16 protein-coding genes, 5 tRNA genes and 1 pseudogene are annotated in these 18,410 nt (G+C 37.1%); 12 read left to right on the forward strand and 10 right to left on the reverse strand.

From position 1 onward, the window contains the following. Positions 1-21: 21 nt before the first annotated feature. The 5 genes from ndk to C6H25_RS05945 form a co-directional block, all read right to left on the reverse strand. Complete coding sequence (gene ndk / locus C6H25_RS05925) at positions 22-432, reverse strand: nucleoside-diphosphate kinase (RefSeq protein WP_104748523.1); 411 nt, start codon at positions 430-432, stop codon at positions 22-24. Between the two features lie 68 nt (positions 433-500). Continuing rightward, entirely contained in the window at positions 501-1,658 is a 1,158-nt protein-coding gene (metK, locus tag C6H25_RS05930; protein ID WP_104748524.1) for a methionine adenosyltransferase, read from the reverse strand. A gap of 68 nt (positions 1,659-1,726) precedes the next feature. Continuing rightward, positions 1,727-2,737 carry a UDP-3-O-(3-hydroxymyristoyl)glucosamine N-acyltransferase gene (gene lpxD / locus C6H25_RS05935; RefSeq protein ID WP_104748525.1) on the reverse strand — a complete coding sequence of 337 codons (1,011 nt, stop codon included), beginning with the start codon at positions 2,735-2,737 and terminating at the stop codon, positions 1,727-1,729. Positions 2,738-2,750: 13 nt separating this feature from the next. Beyond that, entirely contained in the window at positions 2,751-3,575 is an 825-nt protein-coding gene (fabI, locus tag C6H25_RS05940; protein ID WP_104748526.1) for an enoyl-ACP reductase FabI, read from the reverse strand. Positions 3,576-3,585: 10 nt separating this feature from the next. Next, complete coding sequence (locus C6H25_RS05945; protein ID WP_104748527.1) at positions 3,586-4,290, reverse strand: triose-phosphate isomerase; 705 nt, start codon at positions 4,288-4,290, stop codon at positions 3,586-3,588. A 228-nt stretch (positions 4,291-4,518) separates the two neighbouring features. Between C6H25_RS05945 and C6H25_RS05950 the strand changes: the two genes are divergently transcribed. Genes C6H25_RS05950 through C6H25_RS05965 form a run of 4 tightly spaced genes read left to right on the forward strand, consistent with a single transcriptional unit; the run spans position 4,519 to position 9,779 of the window. Beyond that, positions 4,519-5,286 (forward strand): fumarate reductase cytochrome b subunit, encoded by a 768-nt coding sequence (locus tag C6H25_RS05950; protein ID WP_104748528.1) that lies wholly within the window; start codon positions 4,519-4,521, stop codon positions 5,284-5,286. A gap of 9 nt (positions 5,287-5,295) precedes the next feature. After that, complete coding sequence (locus C6H25_RS05955) at positions 5,296-7,446, forward strand: fumarate reductase flavoprotein subunit (protein ID WP_104748529.1); 2,151 nt, start codon at positions 5,296-5,298, stop codon at positions 7,444-7,446. After that, positions 7,439-8,176 (forward strand): fumarate reductase iron-sulfur subunit, encoded by a 738-nt coding sequence (locus C6H25_RS05960; protein WP_104748530.1) that lies wholly within the window; start codon positions 7,439-7,441, stop codon positions 8,174-8,176. Before C6H25_RS05955 ends, C6H25_RS05960 begins: the two co-directional genes overlap by 8 nt. Before the next feature lie 34 nt (positions 8,177-8,210). Further along, positions 8,211-9,779 (forward strand): phospholipase D family protein, encoded by a 1,569-nt coding sequence (locus C6H25_RS05965; protein ID WP_104748531.1) that lies wholly within the window; start codon positions 8,211-8,213, stop codon positions 9,777-9,779. Between the two features lie 81 nt (positions 9,780-9,860). Here the strand turns inward: C6H25_RS05965 and C6H25_RS05970 are convergent, their stop codons facing one another. Next, positions 9,861-10,757, reverse strand: a complete 897-nt coding sequence (locus C6H25_RS05970; RefSeq protein ID WP_104748532.1) for an outer membrane beta-barrel protein — start codon at positions 10,755-10,757, stop codon at positions 9,861-9,863. Positions 10,758-10,994: 237 nt separating this feature from the next. On the opposite strand from C6H25_RS05970, the gene C6H25_RS05975 reads away from it, so the two are divergent. Continuing rightward, positions 10,995-11,786, forward strand: a complete 792-nt coding sequence (locus tag C6H25_RS05975) for an outer membrane beta-barrel protein (RefSeq protein WP_104748533.1) — start codon at positions 10,995-10,997, stop codon at positions 11,784-11,786. Between the two features lie 10 nt (positions 11,787-11,796). On the opposite strand, the pseudogene cysE reads toward C6H25_RS05975, so the two are convergent. Beyond that, positions 11,797-12,288 (reverse strand): annotated as a pseudogene (gene cysE, locus C6H25_RS05980) (serine O-acetyltransferase); the annotation flags it as partial. Between the two features lie 20 nt (positions 12,289-12,308). Further along, positions 12,309-13,202: a cysteine synthase A gene (cysK, locus tag C6H25_RS05985; RefSeq protein WP_104748535.1), complete on the reverse strand. Its 894-nt coding sequence runs from the start codon at positions 13,200-13,202 to the stop codon at positions 12,309-12,311. Positions 13,203-13,464: 262 nt separating this feature from the next. On the opposite strand from cysK, the gene C6H25_RS05990 reads away from it, so the two are divergent. The 6 genes from C6H25_RS05990 (at position 13,465) to C6H25_RS06015 (ending at position 15,584) form a co-directional block, all read left to right on the forward strand. Next, positions 13,465-13,540, forward strand: a tRNA-Lys gene (locus tag C6H25_RS05990). Positions 13,541-13,559: 19 nt separating this feature from the next. Beyond that, positions 13,560-13,634: transfer RNA gene (locus C6H25_RS05995), tRNA-Glu, on the forward strand. A 51-nt stretch (positions 13,635-13,685) separates the two neighbouring features. After that, positions 13,686-13,761, forward strand: a tRNA-Val gene (locus C6H25_RS06000). Between the two features lie 59 nt (positions 13,762-13,820). After that, a tRNA-Asp gene (locus C6H25_RS06005) sits at positions 13,821-13,897 on the forward strand. A 72-nt stretch (positions 13,898-13,969) separates the two neighbouring features. Then, positions 13,970-14,045: transfer RNA gene (locus tag C6H25_RS06010), tRNA-Glu, on the forward strand. A gap of 183 nt (positions 14,046-14,228) precedes the next feature. After that, positions 14,229-15,584 carry an outer membrane protein gene (locus C6H25_RS06015; RefSeq protein ID WP_104748536.1) on the forward strand — a complete coding sequence of 452 codons (1,356 nt, stop codon included), beginning with the start codon at positions 14,229-14,231 and terminating at the stop codon, positions 15,582-15,584. 25 nt (positions 15,585-15,609) lie between these two features. Here C6H25_RS06015 and C6H25_RS06020 read toward each other — a convergent pair whose 3' ends face one another. Together C6H25_RS06020 and C6H25_RS06025 are read right to left on the reverse strand one after the other, a co-directional pair. Further along, positions 15,610-16,977, reverse strand: a complete 1,368-nt coding sequence (locus tag C6H25_RS06020; protein WP_104748537.1) for an L-serine ammonia-lyase — start codon at positions 16,975-16,977, stop codon at positions 15,610-15,612. Further along, the gene (locus C6H25_RS06025; protein ID WP_104748538.1) at positions 16,977-18,215 is read right to left on the reverse strand and encodes an aromatic amino acid transport family protein; all 1,239 of its coding nucleotides are present in this window, start codon (positions 18,213-18,215) and stop codon (positions 16,977-16,979) included. Before C6H25_RS06025 ends, C6H25_RS06020 begins: the two co-directional genes overlap by 1 nt. On the opposite strand from C6H25_RS06025, the gene C6H25_RS08615 reads away from it, so the two are divergent. After that, the gene (locus tag C6H25_RS08615) at positions 18,204-18,347 is read left to right on the forward strand and encodes a hypothetical protein (protein WP_158653891.1); all 144 of its coding nucleotides are present in this window, start codon (positions 18,204-18,206) and stop codon (positions 18,345-18,347) included. The genes C6H25_RS06025 and C6H25_RS08615 overlap by 12 nt on opposite strands. Positions 18,348-18,410 lie beyond the last annotated feature (63 nt).

The following is an 18,410-nucleotide window of genomic DNA, read 5'->3' on the forward strand; positions in this document are numbered from 1 at the left end:
TCTTAAAAATACCCTTAAATCTTAAAGCTCTCTAGAGGCAAAAAAGAAAGCGATTTCATTCTTTGCGTTTTCTAAACTATCGCTTCCATGCACCGCATTAGCATCGATACTTTCAGCAAAATCGGCTCTTATAGTGCCTTTTTGGGCCATTTTAGGGTCGGTCGCTCCCATAAGCTCTCTGTTTTTAGCTACTGCATTTTCGCCTTCTAAGACCATAACCACTACAGGACCGCTTGTCATAAATCCTACTAGTTCCATGTAAAAAGGTCTGTCTTTATGCACCACATAAAAAGCCTTAGCGTCCTGCTCGCTTAAATGCAAGCGTTTCATCGCAACCACTTCCAAGCCATTGCTCTCAAAACGCTCAATAATTTTTCCTACAACCCTTTTTTTTACCGCATCAGGCTTAATAATAGACAATGTTCTTTGCAAAGATAACTCCTTGTGTGAATTTTTGATTATACAAAAATTTTTCTAAAATATTACCCTTAAAGCACTTTTTAATGCTTAAAAAACGCTTTAATCTCTTCAGCTTTATCAGTCTTTTCCCAAGTAAACTCATCTAATTCACGCCCAAAATGTCCGTAGGCTGAAGTGAGTGAATAAATAGGTCTTAGTAAATCCAAGCTTCCAATAATGCCTTTTGGTGTGAGTTTGAAAATAGATTTCACGCATTTTTCTAACTCTACACTTGAATACTTGCTCGTATTATGCGTATTCACATAAATAGATACCGGCTCCACAACACCAATCGCATAGGCAAGCTGCACGGTCGCTTTATCACAAACCCCACTAGCCACTAGGTTTTTAGCCACATATCTAGCCGCATAAGCCGCACTTCTATCCACTTTGCTAGGGTCTTTCCCGCTGAATGCTCCACCACCATGCGCACAACTCCCCCCATAAGTATCTACAATGATTTTTCTGCCCGTTAAACCCGCATCACCTTGTGGCCCACCGATAACAAATTTTCCTGTAGGGTTTACAAAAAACTTAATATTATCATGCAAATATTCTTTGGGCAAAACCTTATAAACAATCTCTTCAATCACCGCTTCTTTCAAGTGCTTTTGTGAAACTTCTGGGGAATGCTGAGTAGAAATGACAATCGTATCAATATTTACAGGCTTGTTATTTTCATAACGCACGCTCACTTGAGACTTGCCATCAGGCCTTAAAAAAGGTAAGCTATTATCTTTTCTCTTTTGAGCTAGGGCAAAAGTGAGTTGATGGGCTAAATGAATGGGTAAGGGCATAAGCGTAGGAGTTTCTTTGCATGCATAACCAAACATAAGCCCTTGGTCTCCTGCTCCAATCTCGCCATCTTCTCTATCCACGCCTTGATTAATATCAGGGCTTTGCTCGCCAATGCCATTTAAAACCGCCGCACTTCTATAATCAAAGCCATAAAGAGCGTCTGTATAACCAATCTTTTTAACTACTTCTCTAGCAATCTCTTGCATAGGGGCATAAACAGAAGTTTTTAATTCGCCTGTTATGACACAAAACCCATTAGAAACTAGAGTTTCACATGCGACTTTTGCTTGTTTGTCTCGTGCGATAATATAATCTAAAACGGCATCACTGATTTGGTCAGCCATTTTATCAGGGTGTCCTTCAGTAACTGATTCTGAAGTGAAAAGAAAACTATCTTTCATTCTATTATCCTTATTTAAAATAGTAAGTTTGTCATTAGAAATAGCCTTATTATAGCTTATTTCATTCTTTAAGACTTAAAAAACCCTTTAGCTTTTTGTAACAAACTTGATTTTTGCTGTTTTCTAAAATTTGTGCGTAAATGGGCTAAGAAATGATGCCACTCATGAATTTCCATAGCAGGAATGGCTCCAGCAAAATTCGTATTAGGGGGCAAGTCTTTACCTACCGCACTTTTACCCCCAATTTGCGTAAATTCACCTACATGCAAATGCCCCCCAATGCCTACTTGCCCGCCAAAGACTACATTACGCCCTGTGGTTGTAGAGCCACTCAAACCTACTTGAGAGACCACAATGCTGTGTTCGCCTAAGACACAATTATGTCCGATTTGCACCAAGTTATCAATTTTAACGCCTTCTTTAATTAAGGTCTCTCCAAAAACCGCTCTATCAATGGCGGTGTTTGCTCCAATTTCTACATTTTTTGCAATTCTTACAATGCCTACATGCTCAATCTTTATATGCTCTCCAAGGGCTGTGTGAGCGTAACCAAAGCCATCGCCCCCAATCACACTGCCTGCATGAATGATGACATTATCTTCTAAAATCGTGTTTTGATACAAAGTTACATGCGGATACAAAATACAATTTTTGCCTATTTTTACCCCATCAGCAATCACCACATTAGGATAAATCAAAGAATTTTCGCCAATTTCTACATTCTCTCCGATAGTAACTTGTGGCATGATAGTAACTTTTTCAAAATGCTTAGGCCCACTCATCTTTTCTGGGTTTTTGAAAAAAGGGATTTTAAAAGCATGCGAGACTTTAGCAAAGGCTAAATGGGGGTTATCTACAATTAAAGCTTGTATGTGTTTGGGGACTTTAGAAGACTCTTTTTTGCGGATAAACACTGCCCCAGCTTTTGAATCCTTTAAAAGCTTGAGATAGCGTGCTTGGTCAATGTAGCTAATATCATTAGGCGTAGCCTTGTCTAACTCAGCTAGGGCATTGACTTCAAAATCGTTTGAAAATTCTGTTTCAATAGAATAGGTGCTTAATAATTCGCTTAGTTTCATCAAAATGTCCTTATTATTCTTTATGTAAATCCCATGACAATATAGCTTTATTGTCTTTTTCTTCTACAGCTCCCATGCCCATAATATTATATCCGGCATCTACAAAATGCACTTCACCACTTACCCCACTAGATAAGTTAGAGAGCAAATACATTCCTGCATTGCCAACTTCTTCTAAACTCACATTTTTTCTTAAAGGAGCGTTGATTTCATTCCATTTTAAAATCATTCTAAAATCAGCTATCCCACTAGATGCAAGCGTTCTAATAGGTCCAGCAGATAGGGCATTCACTCGTATATTTTCTTTACCTAAATCAACAGCCAAATAACGCACCGCACTTTCTAATGCTGCTTTAGCTAGTCCCATAACATTATAATGTGCCATGTATTTAGTGCTACCTAGATAGCTCAAAGTTAAAATTGATGCCCCATTATTTAATAAAGGTTTTAAGGTGTGTGTTAGCTCTATTAAAGAATAGACTGAAATTTCCATAGCCGTGTTAAACGCACTTTTAGAAGTTTCTAATAATCCCCCTTCTAAGGCTTCTTTTGGAGCAAAGGCTACGCTATGAACAATAAAATCTAATGAGCCTAAATCTTGCTTGATATTATCGTGTAATAACTTAAAATGCTCTTCTTTACTTACATCTAATTCATACACACACTTACTATTAAATTCTTGTGCGATAGGTCTCACACGCTTTTCTAAACTCTCATTTAAATAGGTGAAAGCAAGTTCTGCCCCCTGCATATAGCAAGATTTAGCAATCCCATAAGCGATAGATTTATTGTTTGCAACCCCCACAATAAGCCCTTTTTTACCCTTTAAAAATCCCATAGTTTTTCCTTTATAAAAATGAAATAATTGTTTTAAAATTTTCCAATTCTAAAGACGCACTTCCAATCAACAAGCCATCTACACTATCAATGCCTAAAATTTCTTGTGCGTTACTTATATTCACACTTCCGCCGTATAACAAAGGGGTTTTTGGATTTAAATTTTGCTTCAAAAAATTATGCGTGAGATAAATATCTTCTAAACTCGCACTTCTTCCTGTGCCAATCGCCCATATAGGTTCATAAGCCACAATTAAATTTTGATAATTAATGTCAATTATCTCTAATTGCTCGCTTAAAAATTCTTTAACCGCCCCTAAGCCCTTTTCTCTCGTTTTTAAATCTTCGCCAATACAATAGACAATCTTAAAATTTTTATCCTTAAAAAAATCAAATTTTTCTTTTAAAAAGTTAGGGCTTTCATTTAAAAGGGTGCGTCTTTCACTATGCCCTATTAAGAGCGTGCTGATTTTTAACTCTTCTAAATGCTTTGAAGTGATTTCGCCACTAAAGGCTCCTAAATCTTTAGGGTAAGCGTTTTGTGCTCCCAGAGTGAAATGTAAAAATTTATTAGGCAACAACCCTAAAAAATCAGGGAAGACAAACACCCTATCAAAATGCTGTGGTTTTAAATTTTTTTCTAGCTCTTCTAAATACGCATGGCTTTTAAAAATAGGCATAGCAGATTTGAAATTAGCCATTGCAATTTTCATCACTCTAAAATCCTTGAAATAGTATTTTTCTAAAAACTATCAATCATTATAGCGAATGCGCTTTAAAAATTGTAATTTTTAGACAATTAACTTTAATTTATTCAATTTTTTCTTACTATTAAAGTTTTGTTGTGAGAAAAGTTACCAAGAATGTAGTAACATGAAAATAGCGTGTTTATTTTAAACGCTTGCAAAGGGTTTTAAAAAATTGAGTTCTTAGGAGAATATCGTATGCAGCCAGAGGAAGTTATTGAGGGTTACTATAATGTTACGCAAGAGCGTAAAAAAAGTGGCATCTATGCCAAATTAGATTTCTTACAAAGTGCAACGGGATTGATTTTAGCACTCTTTATGATAGTGCATATGTTCTTGGTTTCTAGCATTTTGATTAGCGATGAGGCTATGTATAAGGTAGCGAAGTTTTTTGAAGGAAGCTTGTTTTTAAAAGCGGGAGAACCAGCGATTGTAAGCGTGGTTGCAGCAGGGATTATTCTTATTCTTGTTGTGCATGCTTTTTTAGCGGTGCGTAAGTTTCCTATCAATTATAGGCAATACAAAGTGTTTAAAACACATAAGCATTTAATGAAACATGGCGATACAAGCTTGTGGTTTACTCAAGTGGCTACAGGGTTTTTTATGTTTTTCTTAGCAAGCGTGCATTTGTTTGTCATGCTTACTGAGCCTTCTACGATTGGACCGCATGGCTCAAGCTATCGTTTTGTAACACAGAATTTTTGGCTTTTGTATATTTTCTTACTCTTTGCTGTGGAGTTACATGGCTCTATTGGATTGTATCGCCTAGCGATTAAATGGGGGTGGTTTAAAAATGTAAGCATTCAAGGCTTAAGAGGGATTAAATGGGCTATGAGCGTGTTCTTTATTGTTTTAGGGCTTTGCACCTATGGAGCCTACATCAAAAAAGGTTTAGAAAACCAGCATAATGGTATCCAAACCATGCAACAAGCCCAAGAGGCTGATGAGAAATTCCACAAAGAATAAGGGTAGAAAATGAAGATACATTATTGTGATGCATTAATTATTGGAGGCGGACTAGCAGGATTAAGGGCTAGTATCGCATGTAAACAAAAGGGCTTAAATACGATTGTTTTAAGCCTAGTGCCGGTTAGGCGTTCACACTCTGCAGCCGCTCAAGGGGGCATGCAAGCGAGTTTAGCGAATGCTAAAAAAAGCGAAGGCGATAATGAGGATTTGCACTTTTTAGACACGGTAAAAGGGAGCGATTGGGGGTGCGACCAACAAGTAGCTAGAATGTTTGTAACCACCGCTCCTAAAGCCATTAGGGAATTAGCCTCTTGGGGCGTGCCTTGGACTAGGATTAAAAAGGGCGATAGACCTGCAGTTGTGAATGGTGAGCATGTGACAATTACTGAAAGAGACGATAGGCATGGTTATATTCAAAGTAGAGATTTTGGTGGCACAAAAAAATGGCGCACATGCTTTACTGCTGATGCTACAGGGCATACCATGTTATATGCAGTGGCTAATGAGGCTTTGCACCATAAGGTAGATATTCAAGATAGAAAAGATATGCTTGCCTTAATCCATCAATATGGAAGATGTTATGGAGCTGTTGTAAGAGATTTGATTACGGGCGAAATTTCAGCCTATGTTTCTAAAGGCACTCTTTTAGCAACCGGTGGTTATGGGCGTGTGTATAAGCATACCACTAATGCGGTAATTTGTGATGGAGCTGGAGCAGCGACTGCCCTAGAAACCGGTGTGGCTATGCTAGGAAACATGGAGGCGGTGCAATTCCACCCTACCGCATTAGTGCCAAGTGGGATTTTAATGACAGAGGGTTGTAGAGGCGATGGAGGCGTTTTGAGAGATAAGTTTGGCAGACGCTTTATGCCCGCTTATGAGCCAGAGAAAAAAGAGCTTGCTAGTAGAGATGTGGTCTCAAGGCGCATTTTAGAGCATATCCAAAAAGGTTATGGCGTGCCTAGTCCTTATGGAGAGCATGTTTGGTTAGATATTGCGATTTTGGGACGCCCTCATGTAGAAAAAAACTTAAGAGATGTGCGTGATATTGCCATGACTTTTGCTGGTATTGACCCTGCAGATGATAGCGAGCAAACCAAAGAAAACATGCAAGGTGTGCCCACTAATGAGCCAGAATACGGACAAGGCTTTGCTAAACAAAAAGGTTGGATTCCTATTAAACCTATGCAACACTATTCTATGGGAGGCGTTAGGACAAACGCTAAAGGCGAAACTCATTTAAAGGGCTTGTTCTGTGCGGGCGAGGCAGCTTGTTGGGATTTGCATGGGTTTAATCGCTTAGGGGGTAATTCAGTGAGTGAGGCTGTTGTGGCTGGTATGATTATTGGAGATTACTTTGCTGAACATTGCGTGGGAGCTGAAATTGATATTAACACCACCATAGTAGAAGAATTTATCCAAAAAAGCCAAGATTACATGCATTTCTTATTGCATAATGAGGGTAAGGAAGATGTGTATGAGATTAGAGAACGCATGAAAGAGATTATGGACGAGAAAGTTGGTGTTTTTAGAGAGGGTTCTAAGCTAGAAGAAGCCCTTAAAGAATTGCAAGAGCTTTATGCACGCTCCAAAAACATTTGCGTAAAAAACAAGGTTTTACACAATAACCCTGAATTAGAAGACGCTTATCGCACTAAAAAAATGCTAAAACTTGCCCTTTGTATCACTCAAGGAGCGTTGCAACGCACTGAAAGCAGAGGCGCTCATACAAGGATTGATTATCCTAAAAGAGATGATGCTAAATGGCTTAGCAGAACTTTAGCAAGCTGGCCAAACCCAGAACAAGACATGCCAACGATTGAATATGAGCCACTAGACATTATGAAAATGGAGATTAGCCCAGATTTTAGGGGTTATGGCAAAAAGGGTAATTTCATTCCTCATCCTCAAAAAGAAGAACGCGATGCTGAGATTTTAAAAACCATTTTGGAATTAGAAAGGCTTGGAAAAGACAGAGTGGAAGTTCAAGATGCGCTCATGCCTTTTGAATTGCAAGAAAAATACAAGGCTAGAAATGTGCGTTTAGAAGATGAAGAAGTGAAGTCTAGGGGAGAGCATATGTATTCTTACAATGTCCATGATTTATTAGATAAGCATAAAAATGCGAACAACACACAAGGAGAACACCATGAGTGAGAACGAACGCACCATTACCATTAGAGTATTAAAATTTGACCCTCAAAGTGCAATAAGCAAGCCACACTTTAAGGAATATCAATTAAAAGAGATTCCGTCTATGACGCTCTTTATTGCTTTAAATCTCATTAGAGAGCATCAAGACCCGGATTTAAGCTTTGATTTTGTGTGCCGTGCCGGGATTTGTGGCTCATGCGCGATGATGGTTAATGGCAGACCACGCCTAGCTTGCAAAACCCTTACTTCTAGCTTTGAAAGTGGGGTGATTACTCTTATGCCTATGCCTAGTTTCACGCTCATTAAGGATTTAAGCGTAAATACCGGCGATTGGTTTGGCGATATGACTAAAAGAGTGGAGAGTTGGGCGCATTCTAAAGAAGAAGTGGATATTACTAAACCTGAAAAAAGAATTGAGCCTGATGAAGCCCAAGAAGTCTTTGAATTAGATAGGTGTATTGAATGTGGGTGCTGTATCGCATCATGTGGAACAAAACTCATGCGTCCTAATTTCATTGGAGCAGCTGGTATGAATAGGGCTATGCGCTTTTTAATTGATAGCCATGATGAAAGAAGTGATGATGATTTTTATGAATTAGTCGGCGATGATGATGGGGTTTTTGGTTGCATGAGCCTGATTGCTTGTCATGACACTTGCCCTAAAGAATTACCCTTACAAAGCACTATCGCTACCTTGCGTAATAGAATGGTGAAAGTGGGTAAAAATCGTTAATCTATAACAAGCTTGAGTGTTTTAGTGGGTGTCTTTGAGAGTTAGGAATTTTTTAATTTTCCTTGTTATTTTTCTTTTTAGTGGATGTTTTGGGGTAATTTCTACCCATAAAACTCTCTCTCAAGCCCCCACAAACCATTCTTATCTTTCCTATAACCCCTATACAACCACTATTGGTAATCTATACAAGCAATGGCTTACTATCAACCCTACTTATAGCGCTACCATGCTTTTAGAAGATGGCTTTGATGCCTTGTTACATAGAGTGGGTCTCATTAGAATGAGCCAAAAAAGCATTGATATACAGACTTATATCTATAGAAACGACCTTTCCTCTCAAGTGATTGCTAAAGAGCTTTTAAAAGCAGCTAATCGTGGGGTAAAGGTGCGTATTTTAATAGATGATAATGGCTTAGATTCTGATTTTTCAGATATTATGCTTCTAAATTTCCATAAAAATATTGAAGTAAAAATCTTTAACCCCTACTATATCCGCAACAATGCCTTACGCTATTTTGAAATGCTTGTGGATTATGAACGCATTAAAAAACGCATGCATAACAAGCTGTTTATTGTAGATAATGTGGCTGTAATTATAGGGGGGCGTAATATTGGAGATAATTATTTTGATAACGATTTAGAGACTAATTTCTTGGATTTAGATGCGTTATTTTTAGGAGGCATTGCCCTAAAAGCTAGAGAGAGTTTTGATAATTATTGGAATTTTTACCGCTCTGTCCCTAGCTCACTACTAAGCACTCATAAAAAGCTTAAAAACAATGCCAAAGAAATTGCCAAACTCCATAAAAAAATTCCCATAAGCACCAAAGATAAGCAAGAGTTTGAAAAAAAGATAGAGGATTTTATAGAACGCTTTCAAAAATACCAATACACCATTTACTATGGCGAAGTGGCTTTTCTAGCCGATTTGCCTAAAAAAATTGACCTTCCAACCCTACCACAAAAACTCAAAAAACCCAATATTTCGCCCCACTCGCCTATCCAAATTGCTTTTGAAAAGGCTTTAGAAAATGCCAAAGACTCCGTTTCTATCGCCTCATCTTATTTCATTCCCGGTAAAAAAATCATGCAAACTTTTAAAAACCAAATTTCTAAGGGCATGGATATAGAGATACTGACTAACTCACTCTCTTCAACTGATGCGATTGTAGTGTATGGAGCGTGGGAGAAGTATCGTAATAAATTAGTCAAAATGGGGGCTGATGTCTATGAAATCCGCAATGATTTTTTCAACCGCCAAATTAAAGGGCGTTTTAGCACTAAGCATTCTTTACACAGCAAAACCATTGTTTTTGATGATAATCTCACGCTTTTGGGGAGTTTTAATATTGACCCTCGCTCTGCAGACATCAATACAGAGAGCGCTATACTCTTTTATAACCAAGACTTCGCTAAAAAAGTGCACTCACTCATCAAGCAAGAGGCCAAGCAATCATGGCATCTAGTGATACGACACCATAAAGTTATTTGGGAGGCTACAGAGGGGGGGAGGCTCATTCATCAAACCAACTCCCCTGATACTTCCTTGTTTTTGCGCTTTATCAAAGAATGGTCTAAAGTCTTGCCTGAAAGAGAGCTATAAAAAGCTATTTTCTAATGAATAATCAAAAGATTTTAAAAATACAAAAAGCTATAAGAAACCCCTATAGCTTTTTAAAACGCATTAAAAGCGATAAACATAATTCACATTCCAAGTTACATATAAGGTCCATAAGCCATACATATTAGTTGTATTTGTAGGGGTGGAATTAGAGCAAGCACTTAAAGGGGAATTGTAATTGACCGCACAATTTCCCATATCCCCATGCACAGATCCACTAACTTCTAAAGTATGGTGCTTATTGCCCCCTCTCAAACCTAAAGTGCCAAAACCTTGAAATTGGGTTACATTCATCATCTTTACAGATTGGTTATTAAAACTCACACTCTCTCCTCCAAACCCTGCTCCCAAAAACCAACCGACAAAAAACTTCTTGCTTTGATAAAAATCATTCAAAAAGTCTACAAACAAGCTATAAATATTCATAGAGATGCCAAGACCACTTACCCCTATGGATTGACCCCATGGCTGACCCTTATTGTTAAAATCTTGGATAGAAAAATTTTTAATCAAATTTTGTGCCTTATACGAATACAAAAAGCCTGCTCTCAAGCCAATATTGGGGTATTTTTTACTGATATACTGATAGCCAACTTCTACATTAAAACCATTTAAAATGGCTTGAGAGCTACTATCGCTCAAATTAGAAAATAACCAATTTTGTTGGAAAAGCCCCTTCCAACCACTAGCCATACCCGAATACCCTATCCCAATAAAAAACGCGCTTTTTTCTGGCGTGGCAATTTGGTGCTTTGGCGTAGTTTGATGATTGTTTTTAGTCTTTTCATCTATGAGAGCTTTTTCTTGATTTTTTTCATCAAGAGATTCTTTAGCGCTATCTATAGCTTGCAAGGTGCTAAAAGCTAAAATGCCAAGTAAAATACGAGCGAGACTAAAATATTTTATCAATTCGTTACCTATCTTTTTTTGTTGTAAAACAACTTGATTACTATAACACATATCATATTCCTTTTTTTAAAACATCAAAACAAAATCCATTATTCTAGTATTTAACGCCTTAAAATCTTTTCAAATTGCTTAAAACTCATCTTTGATGTTAAATCCTTTATTTTTTATCTATTTTTTTAAAATTCTTTGTCTCTCTTTAATGATTGTTATTACCAACAAATTAGCATAAGAAATATAAACGCCCTTATTCTATAATGTAGGTCAAAATTAAAGCTAAAAAGAGAGATTATGAAGAGTTTATTTGTTTTTTTGTTTCTTTTTAGCTCTTTGCATGCTATAAGCGGTGAAATTACTTGGTCTAAATTCATCAATAGTTTTAAGAATAATCCTAAAGCACAAAAAGAGCCTTCTAAGCAAAACAAACAAAATTTACAAAAATCAAAACCTTTGCAAAACCACTCTAAGTCAAACAAAAATCAAAGCGATTTAGCTAAAAAAGACCAGCAAGTTTTAGAAAAAATCCTAAAAAAGAACATGAGCTTTTATTTTACCTTTGGATACACTTATGGGCGTATGCGTTATTCTGTTAATACACCCATGCAAGAAAATTTCTCTACTAATAGTATAGGCTTTAGAGCCACTTCTGGTTTAGAGCATTATTTTAAAAAGCATTCTAAGTTTGGATATAGGCTATTTAGCACCTACACTTATTCACACTCTCTTTCAGTCGCACACCCTCAGCTTATACTCGCTCAAAGCTATGGCGGAGGGCTAGATTTTTTTGCCACTCTTATAAAGAAAAAGACTTATCACTTAAGGTCTTATGCTGGCTTTGCCCTTAAAGATGAATTATTGATAGTGAGTGATGTTACTAAAATGGCGATTATCACTAAGAGTAAAAAGAGCTTTTTTCAAGCTCCTTTTAGATGTGGGTTTGTTGTAGATTTTATTGGGTATTTATCTTTGCAATGGGGGTTTGAAATCCCCTTAGTAAAGAATACCGCTTTTAACTATGATGGCTACAAGGAGCATTTTTCGCAGTTTTGGAAAACGAATTTTTCAATCATTGTTTCATTTTAAATTACTTCACTATCCCTACAGCTACAGAATTTGGCTCTATGTCTTTTAGCACGACAGCATTTGCTCCAATCTTAGCCCCCTCGCCAATAGTAATATTGCCTAAGACTTTTGCACCAGCTCCTATAATGACATGATTTTTTAAAGTAGGGTGGCGCTTCTTTTTAGCTAAACTTAGCCCTCCTAAAGTTACCCCTTGATAAATCAAGCAATCATCGCCAATAATGGTGGTTTCGCCTATGACAATGCCTATAGCATGGTCTATAAATAGCCTACGACCTATTGAAGCACCCGGATGAATATCTACTTTAGTGATAAATAAATTCATTCCACTAATCATTCTAGCCATAAGCTTAAAGTTTTTAACCCACAAGGCATGCGCGATTCTGTGTAAAATCAAAGCCACTAAACCCGGATAGCAAAATAATAGCTCCCATTGGCTATTAAATGCTGGGTCTTTAAGAGCGGGCTGTTTAATATCTTCTTTTATCAAAGACCAAATCAAAGTTTCACCTTATCAATATATCAATCAAAAATACCGGTGCTTAAATAGCGTTCACCCGTATCATTGAGCATGGTTACAACAACTTGATGAGATTTAATGAGTTGTTTAGCTACAAACACATTCGCCCCACTTGAAATACCTACTAACAAGCCATCATTTCTAGCTAAATGCAAGGTTGAATTAATGGCGTCTTCATTAGAAATGGTTATGATTTCATCAATAACGCTCAAATCTAAATTTTTAGGCACAAAATTCGCCCCTATACCTTGGATTTTATGGCTACCGGCTCTTTTTTGACTCACTAAGGGCGAATCTTTTGGCTCAATAGCAATGATTTTAATTTGCGGGTTTTTTTCTTTTAAAAATTTCCCTACCCCAGAAATCGTCCCCCCTGTGCCAAAGCCTGCAATAAAGGCATCAATTTTACCTTGCGTGCTATTCCAAATTTCAAGAGCGGTTGTTTTATAGTGCATATTAGGGTTAGCCACATTTTCAAACTGACTAGGAATAAAAGAATTAGGATTATCTTTGGCTAATTCTAATGCCTTTTGCACCGCCCCTTGCATGCCTAAACTAGGCTCTGTTAAAACAATCTTAGCCCCATAAGCTTTGAGTAATTTTTGTCTTTCTATACTCATAGAACTTGGCATAGTAAAGATAGCTTGCAAGCGCAAACTCGCACAAATCATGCTCAATGCAATGCCGGTATTCCCACTTGTAGGCTCAATAATCAAAGTGTTTTGATTGATTTTGTTAGTTTCTAAAGCATTTTTAATCATCGCTATAGAGGCTCTATCTTTAATAGAATGTGAGGGGTTTAAAAACTCGCACTTGCCTAAAATCGTGCCAACATCATGGCTAATTTTTATGAGCGGAGTGTTTCCTATAAGCTCAGTAACCTTTTCAAAAACCATTTTTTACCCTTTATGATAAAACTTTAATGACAGATTTTTTCTGTAATTGGTGAAAACTTATATCAAAATTAGTTGCATATTAAGAAAATATTTGGTAAAAATGATAAAATTTTTAGGAAGTTAAGCCAAAATTTCACATTCTTTTTGGGCTTATTTTTCTAAAAATTTTTAATTATTTCAAAAGTTCTTGACAAGCACTCAAAAAAATTGTATTATTTCAAAGTCTTTTCATTCAAAGGGCGTTTTATTGTTTTATTTTTAAGACCCGTTAGCTCAGCCGGTAGAGCAATTCCCTTTTAAGGAATGGGCCGTTGGTTCGAATCCAACACGGGTCACCATTTTTAAATTGAGCATAGTGGCTCCTTCATCTAGTGGTTAGGATACCACCCTTTCACGGTGGTTACAGGGGTTCAAATCCCCTAGGAGTCACCACTCTTTTTTAAATCTTTATTTTTTTAATTAGTGCTATCTCATCTAAAAGATGGTCGCTTAGCTCAGTTGGTAGAGCGCTACCCTTACAAGGTAGATGTCATAAGTTCGAGTCTTATAGCGACCACCATTTTAACTTCAAAAGTGAAGCCATAGTAGTGTGATGAGATTGAAGTTTATTTAAAGCATGGAGCGGTAGTTCAGCTGGTTAGAATATCTGCCTGTCACGCAGGGGGTCGCGGGTTCGAGTCCCGTCCGCTCCGCCACTCAAATATTTCTCTCAAAATTATCTTATTATTTTCTCTTTTTTAGTTATCGCATTGTTTTTGTATTTTAATGACCCTTTCATCTAGTGGCCAAGGATACCACCCTTTCACGGTGGAAACGGAAGTTCAAATCTTTCAAGGGTCGCCATTTTCAAAAATTAATCAAATATGAAGTTTATTGTAGTTATAATACGCACCGATATTAAAAAGATGATTATTGTAAGCAATTCAAAACACTCTCTCATAATGCGTTTTTTAAACGAACTTTTTAATTCATTAAAACGCCTTAGAAAGCGTGCATATTTTAAAAATCTTAGAACAAGGTATTTGTATGAAAACAAAGAAAATTACAAAAAGTATGGTCGCTTGGAGTTTGTTAAGCGCTTTTCTTGTAGCCGAAGAAAACGGCTTTTATGGCGAGCTTGGTTGGATATACTCACACCAAGAATACTCCCAAAAGACCAAAACGCTTATCCCAGAAAAAGTTATCCCTGCCACTAATCCTAATGGCACTATTCCTAATCCTTTTCCTAATGAAAAACCACTCCCACCCAATACCGATACAACTTGCACTTCAGCAAATAGCACAAGCTGTATTAATGGCGAAAGCATAACAACTCAAATCAGCTCGCTTGATAATCTTGTTACCACGCTTTATGATTTAGAAAGTGCGAGCAGGGGTAGTGGCACTAATGGAAAGTATCAAAATTATGATTTTTCTTCAAAAATACTAACTGACAATATTAATACGGCGATACAAGATATTATCAAATTACATAATTTTGCTAATGGCAAACAAGACTTACTCTATAACGGCGCAAACAACCTTGGTGAATTGCTTGCTAGTGCTAGTAGTGCTGTTGGGGCAGTCGCCTCATATCTTAATAAAGAGGCTAACGCTCCCTTTAGTCAACAAATCCCCTTAAAAACTGCCCCTATAGGCACACCCATTTCTGCAAGCCCTGAAGAGCAAGCCAAACAAGTAGTGTTGAGTAATGCCTCTAGCGTGGCTAATAACGCTCAAGGCTATTTAAATGGTATCATCTCTCAAATCCAAGCCACAGCTAGAAAAGCTAGTATTATCCCCAGAACTATTCCTAGTATCAGTAGCTCTAGCTCCTTAGGTAATGGCGGGCCGGGCTATGGCTTGAATGTGCAGTTTGGCTATAAATGGTTCTTTGGAAAGAAAAAGCGTTTTGGCGTGCGAACCTATGCGACTTACTCCTATTTGTATTCTAATTTGCAATATAAAAACCAATTCAAGCAAGATGTAGCTAGTGTAGGCTTAGTGGGTCAAGCTAACAATAATATTTATGGTGCGGGCATAGACTTTTTATGGAATTTTTGGGAAGGCAAAGGTAAGAATCAATACCGCACAGCTGGAATATTGCTTGGCACTGAATTATTGGGGTCTACTTGGTGTGTTGAAAACCAATCATTTTGGGAAAATGAAATGCATGTCATAAATACGCATGGAGGGCATGCCAAGATGAATACAAGCTACTTTCAAATTCCTGTGGTTGTGGGCTTTAGGTCTAATCTATCCAAGCATAATGGCTTAGAATTTGGGCTTAAAATCCCCCTAGCTTATAACAGCTATTTTAAAAGCCATTATAACGGCACAGAAACCACCGTTGTGTATAAAAACATGGTGCAGTTTTACATCAACTATGTGGTGAATTTCTAAAATTTACATAAGGGGCTTTAGGGCGTTAGCATTTTAAGGTTTTGGCTAATCCCCCTAACGAAGTCTCTTTGTATTTTTCATTCATATCTTTTCCGGTAGCATACATCGTAGCAATCACTTCATCTAGGCTTACTTTAGGCTTGTAATCATCTTCTAGGGCAAGTTTAGAGGCGCTGATAGCCTTAATCGCACCTAAGACATTCCTTTCAATGCAAGGAATTTGCACCAAGCCTTCCACAGGGTCGCATGTCAATCCTAAATGATGTTCCATAGCAATTTCACTAGCCATTAAGACTTGTTGCATTGTAGCTTGATATAGATACGCTAAGCCCCCTGCAGCCATAGAGCTTGCCACACCAATTTCAGCTTGACACCCCGCCTCTGCACCACTTAATGAGGCATTCTTTTTATAAAGATAGCCAATAGCAGAACATGTGAGCAAAAAGTCATTGACAGCCATTTGTGATAAATTTTCAAACAAATGATTTTGTGCGTATAAAAGGACACTTGGCACAACTGCACATGCTCCATTAGTAGGGGCGGTTACCACCTTACCCCCACTAGCATTTTCTTCAGCAATAGCTCGAGCATAAAGCGAAATATAATCAATCAAGGCTAAGGGGTCATTCCCATTTTTGGGGTGTTTTTCTAAGCGTGCTTTAATGCTTGGGGCTAATCGTGTAACTTTCAAGCGACCGGGCAGATAAATTTCTTTAGAATTAGCCCCATTATTGTAGCATTCAAGCATGGTTTGATAGATTTTTGTCATCGCTTCATCAGGGTGATTTCCCAAAGCCTTTTCTCTCAAACGCACGATTTCAGCAATGCTTTTTTGATGTGTTTGGCATAATTCTAGCAATTCTTTAGCGCTACTAAAATCATAGGCAGTGCTTTCACTAGCGCTTTCTTTAGATAGATTTTTTAATTCTGTCTCCGTATAGACAAACCCCCCTCCAACAGAATAATAAGTCTCTTCTTTTAAAATCTCTCCCTTAGCATTAAAAGCTTGTAAAATGAGAGCGTTTTCATGCCTAGTTAAACGCTCATTATTAAAAATTAGATCTTTAGAATAGTCAAAATGAACGCCATGTTTATTGGCAAGTTTTAAAACTTTATTCTCAAGTGTTTCATGCAACAAGGTTTTTTTGGTTGTAATATCTAATTCGTTAGCATAAATCCCATGCAAGCCAATAAGCACCGCCTCATCGCTCAAATGCCCTTTTCCGGTCAAAGACAATGAGCCATGCAAAGTGATTTGAATGCGCTCTACTTGTTCTAAAACATCTTTTAACAATTCACAAAATCTAGCTCCAGCTTCCATAGGCCCTATGGTGTGTGAAGAGCTAGGCCCAACCCCGATTTTAAAAATGGATAAAATAGAAAAACTAGCCATTAGAATAATCCTAATAATACGCTAAGAGCCGTTAAGCTCCCTAAGACAAACACAAAAATATCCGCTTTTAAGTTTCTAAAACGCTTTAAACTAGGGATAGTGTAAAAAGCTATCATAGGCATGACAAAAAGAATGAGTGCGATGATAGGCCCGCCTAAATTTTCAATAAAATCTAAGATATTAGGGTTGATATAAGCTACAAGCGTGATAGTGAGCCATAAAAAAATCGTTACGCTTACTTTTAGGGCTTTAGAAGTTTTTTTCAGTTTCAAGCCTTGAATAATAATGCCTTCTAAACCTTCCTTAGCCCCATAATAATGCCCAAAAAAAGATGAAAAAATGGCTAAAAAAGCCACGATAGGTCCAGCATAATTGATTAAGGGATTGTTTAAAGTGTTAGCAAAATAGCTCAAAATGGGGATATTTTGTTCCTTTGCTTTGATAAAATCATCGGCATTCAAACACATAATACATGAAAGCACAAAAAACATCACAAATCCTAAAAGCATAAAAGATGCCCCTAATTCAATTTGATTGAGTTTGTATTCTTTAAAAGCACCATATTCTTTTTCTACATTTTGCGTAAAAGTAGAAATGATAGGGCTATGATTGAATGAAAATACAAGCACTGGTAAGGTTAGCCAAATGGCTAATATAAATTCTTTAAAATTTGGCATGACAAAAAGATTAGTTACTTGCCAGTAAGGGATAAGATACACAGAAAAAAGAAGTAAAATCAAGCACAAAGGATACACTAATGCGTTGCAAATGCGTGTAACAATCGTGGCATTAAAAGTCATTACAAACATCATCAAAGAAACAAGAACTAAAGCTAGTAAGCCACGATTAAAAGGCTCTAAATGTAATTGATTAGTAAAAAAATTATCAAAAACATTGGTAATGCCTACCCCATAAGCCAAGCAAATAGGATAAATCGCAAAGAAATAAAGCAAAGTAATAAGAAAACCCCATTTAGCACCAAAATGCGAGCGAGCCACCATAGTAATGTCTTCTTTATCTTTAGAGCCTATAAAATAGGCTAACGCTCTATGACCTAGATAAGTTAAAGGAAAGATAATCGCACACATCACTAAAATGGCCCATATTCCATGTCCACCAGCTCTAATAGGTAAAAATAAAATTCCAGCCCCAACGGCTGTGCCAAATAATGACGCCATCCAGCGCACATCAAACGCATTAAGTTTTTTAGGGTTTTTTAAGGTTTTATGCTCTTGCATGTTTGGTATTACCGCCCTTTAAGTGATATTGAAGAGTTGTTTTATTGTATCACAAAAGGTTTTTTAACCCTTTATCTTGTTGTAGGATTTTTAAGGCATTATTATAGACATATTTCTAAAGTCCACATTTAATAGAAACTCTTTCAAGCTATAATAGTGGTTTTGAAAAAATATATTTGAATAAGATTAGGTTTG

This window comes from Helicobacter cetorum (genome assembly GCF_900198405.1).
Classification (GTDB): Bacteria; Campylobacterota; Campylobacteria; order Campylobacterales; family Helicobacteraceae; genus Helicobacter; species Helicobacter cetorum_C.

Coding starts and splice junctions, on each gene's coding strand:
- metK (WP_104748524.1), bottom strand. CDS start 1,658: ATGAAAGATAGTTTTCTTTTCACTTCAGAATCAGTTACTGAAGGACAC.
- lpxD (WP_104748525.1), bottom strand. CDS start 2,737: ATGAAACTAAGCGAATTATTAAGCACCTATTCTATTGAAACAGAATTT.
- fabI (WP_104748526.1), bottom strand. CDS start 3,575: ATGGGATTTTTAAAGGGTAAAAAAGGGCTTATTGTGGGGGTTGCAAAC.
- C6H25_RS05950 (WP_104748528.1), top strand. CDS start 4,519: ATGCAGCCAGAGGAAGTTATTGAGGGTTACTATAATGTTACGCAAGAG.
- C6H25_RS05955 (WP_104748529.1), top strand. CDS start 5,296: ATGAAGATACATTATTGTGATGCATTAATTATTGGAGGCGGACTAGCA.
- C6H25_RS05960 (WP_104748530.1), top strand. CDS start 7,439: ATGAGTGAGAACGAACGCACCATTACCATTAGAGTATTAAAATTTGAC.
- C6H25_RS05970 (WP_104748532.1), bottom strand. CDS start 10,757: ATGTGTTATAGTAATCAAGTTGTTTTACAACAAAAAAAGATAGGTAAC.
- C6H25_RS05975 (WP_104748533.1), top strand. CDS start 10,995: ATGAAGAGTTTATTTGTTTTTTTGTTTCTTTTTAGCTCTTTGCATGCT.
- cysK (WP_104748535.1), bottom strand. CDS start 13,202: ATGGTTTTTGAAAAGGTTACTGAGCTTATAGGAAACACTCCGCTCATA.
- C6H25_RS06015 (WP_104748536.1), top strand. CDS start 14,229: ATGAAAACAAAGAAAATTACAAAAAGTATGGTCGCTTGGAGTTTGTTA.
- C6H25_RS06020 (WP_104748537.1), bottom strand. CDS start 16,977: ATGGCTAGTTTTTCTATTTTATCCATTTTTAAAATCGGGGTTGGGCCT.
- C6H25_RS08615 (WP_158653891.1), top strand. CDS start 18,204: ATGCTCTTGCATGTTTGGTATTACCGCCCTTTAAGTGATATTGAAGAG.
- C6H25_RS06025 (WP_104748538.1), bottom strand. CDS start 18,215: ATGCAAGAGCATAAAACCTTAAAAAACCCTAAAAAACTTAATGCGTTT.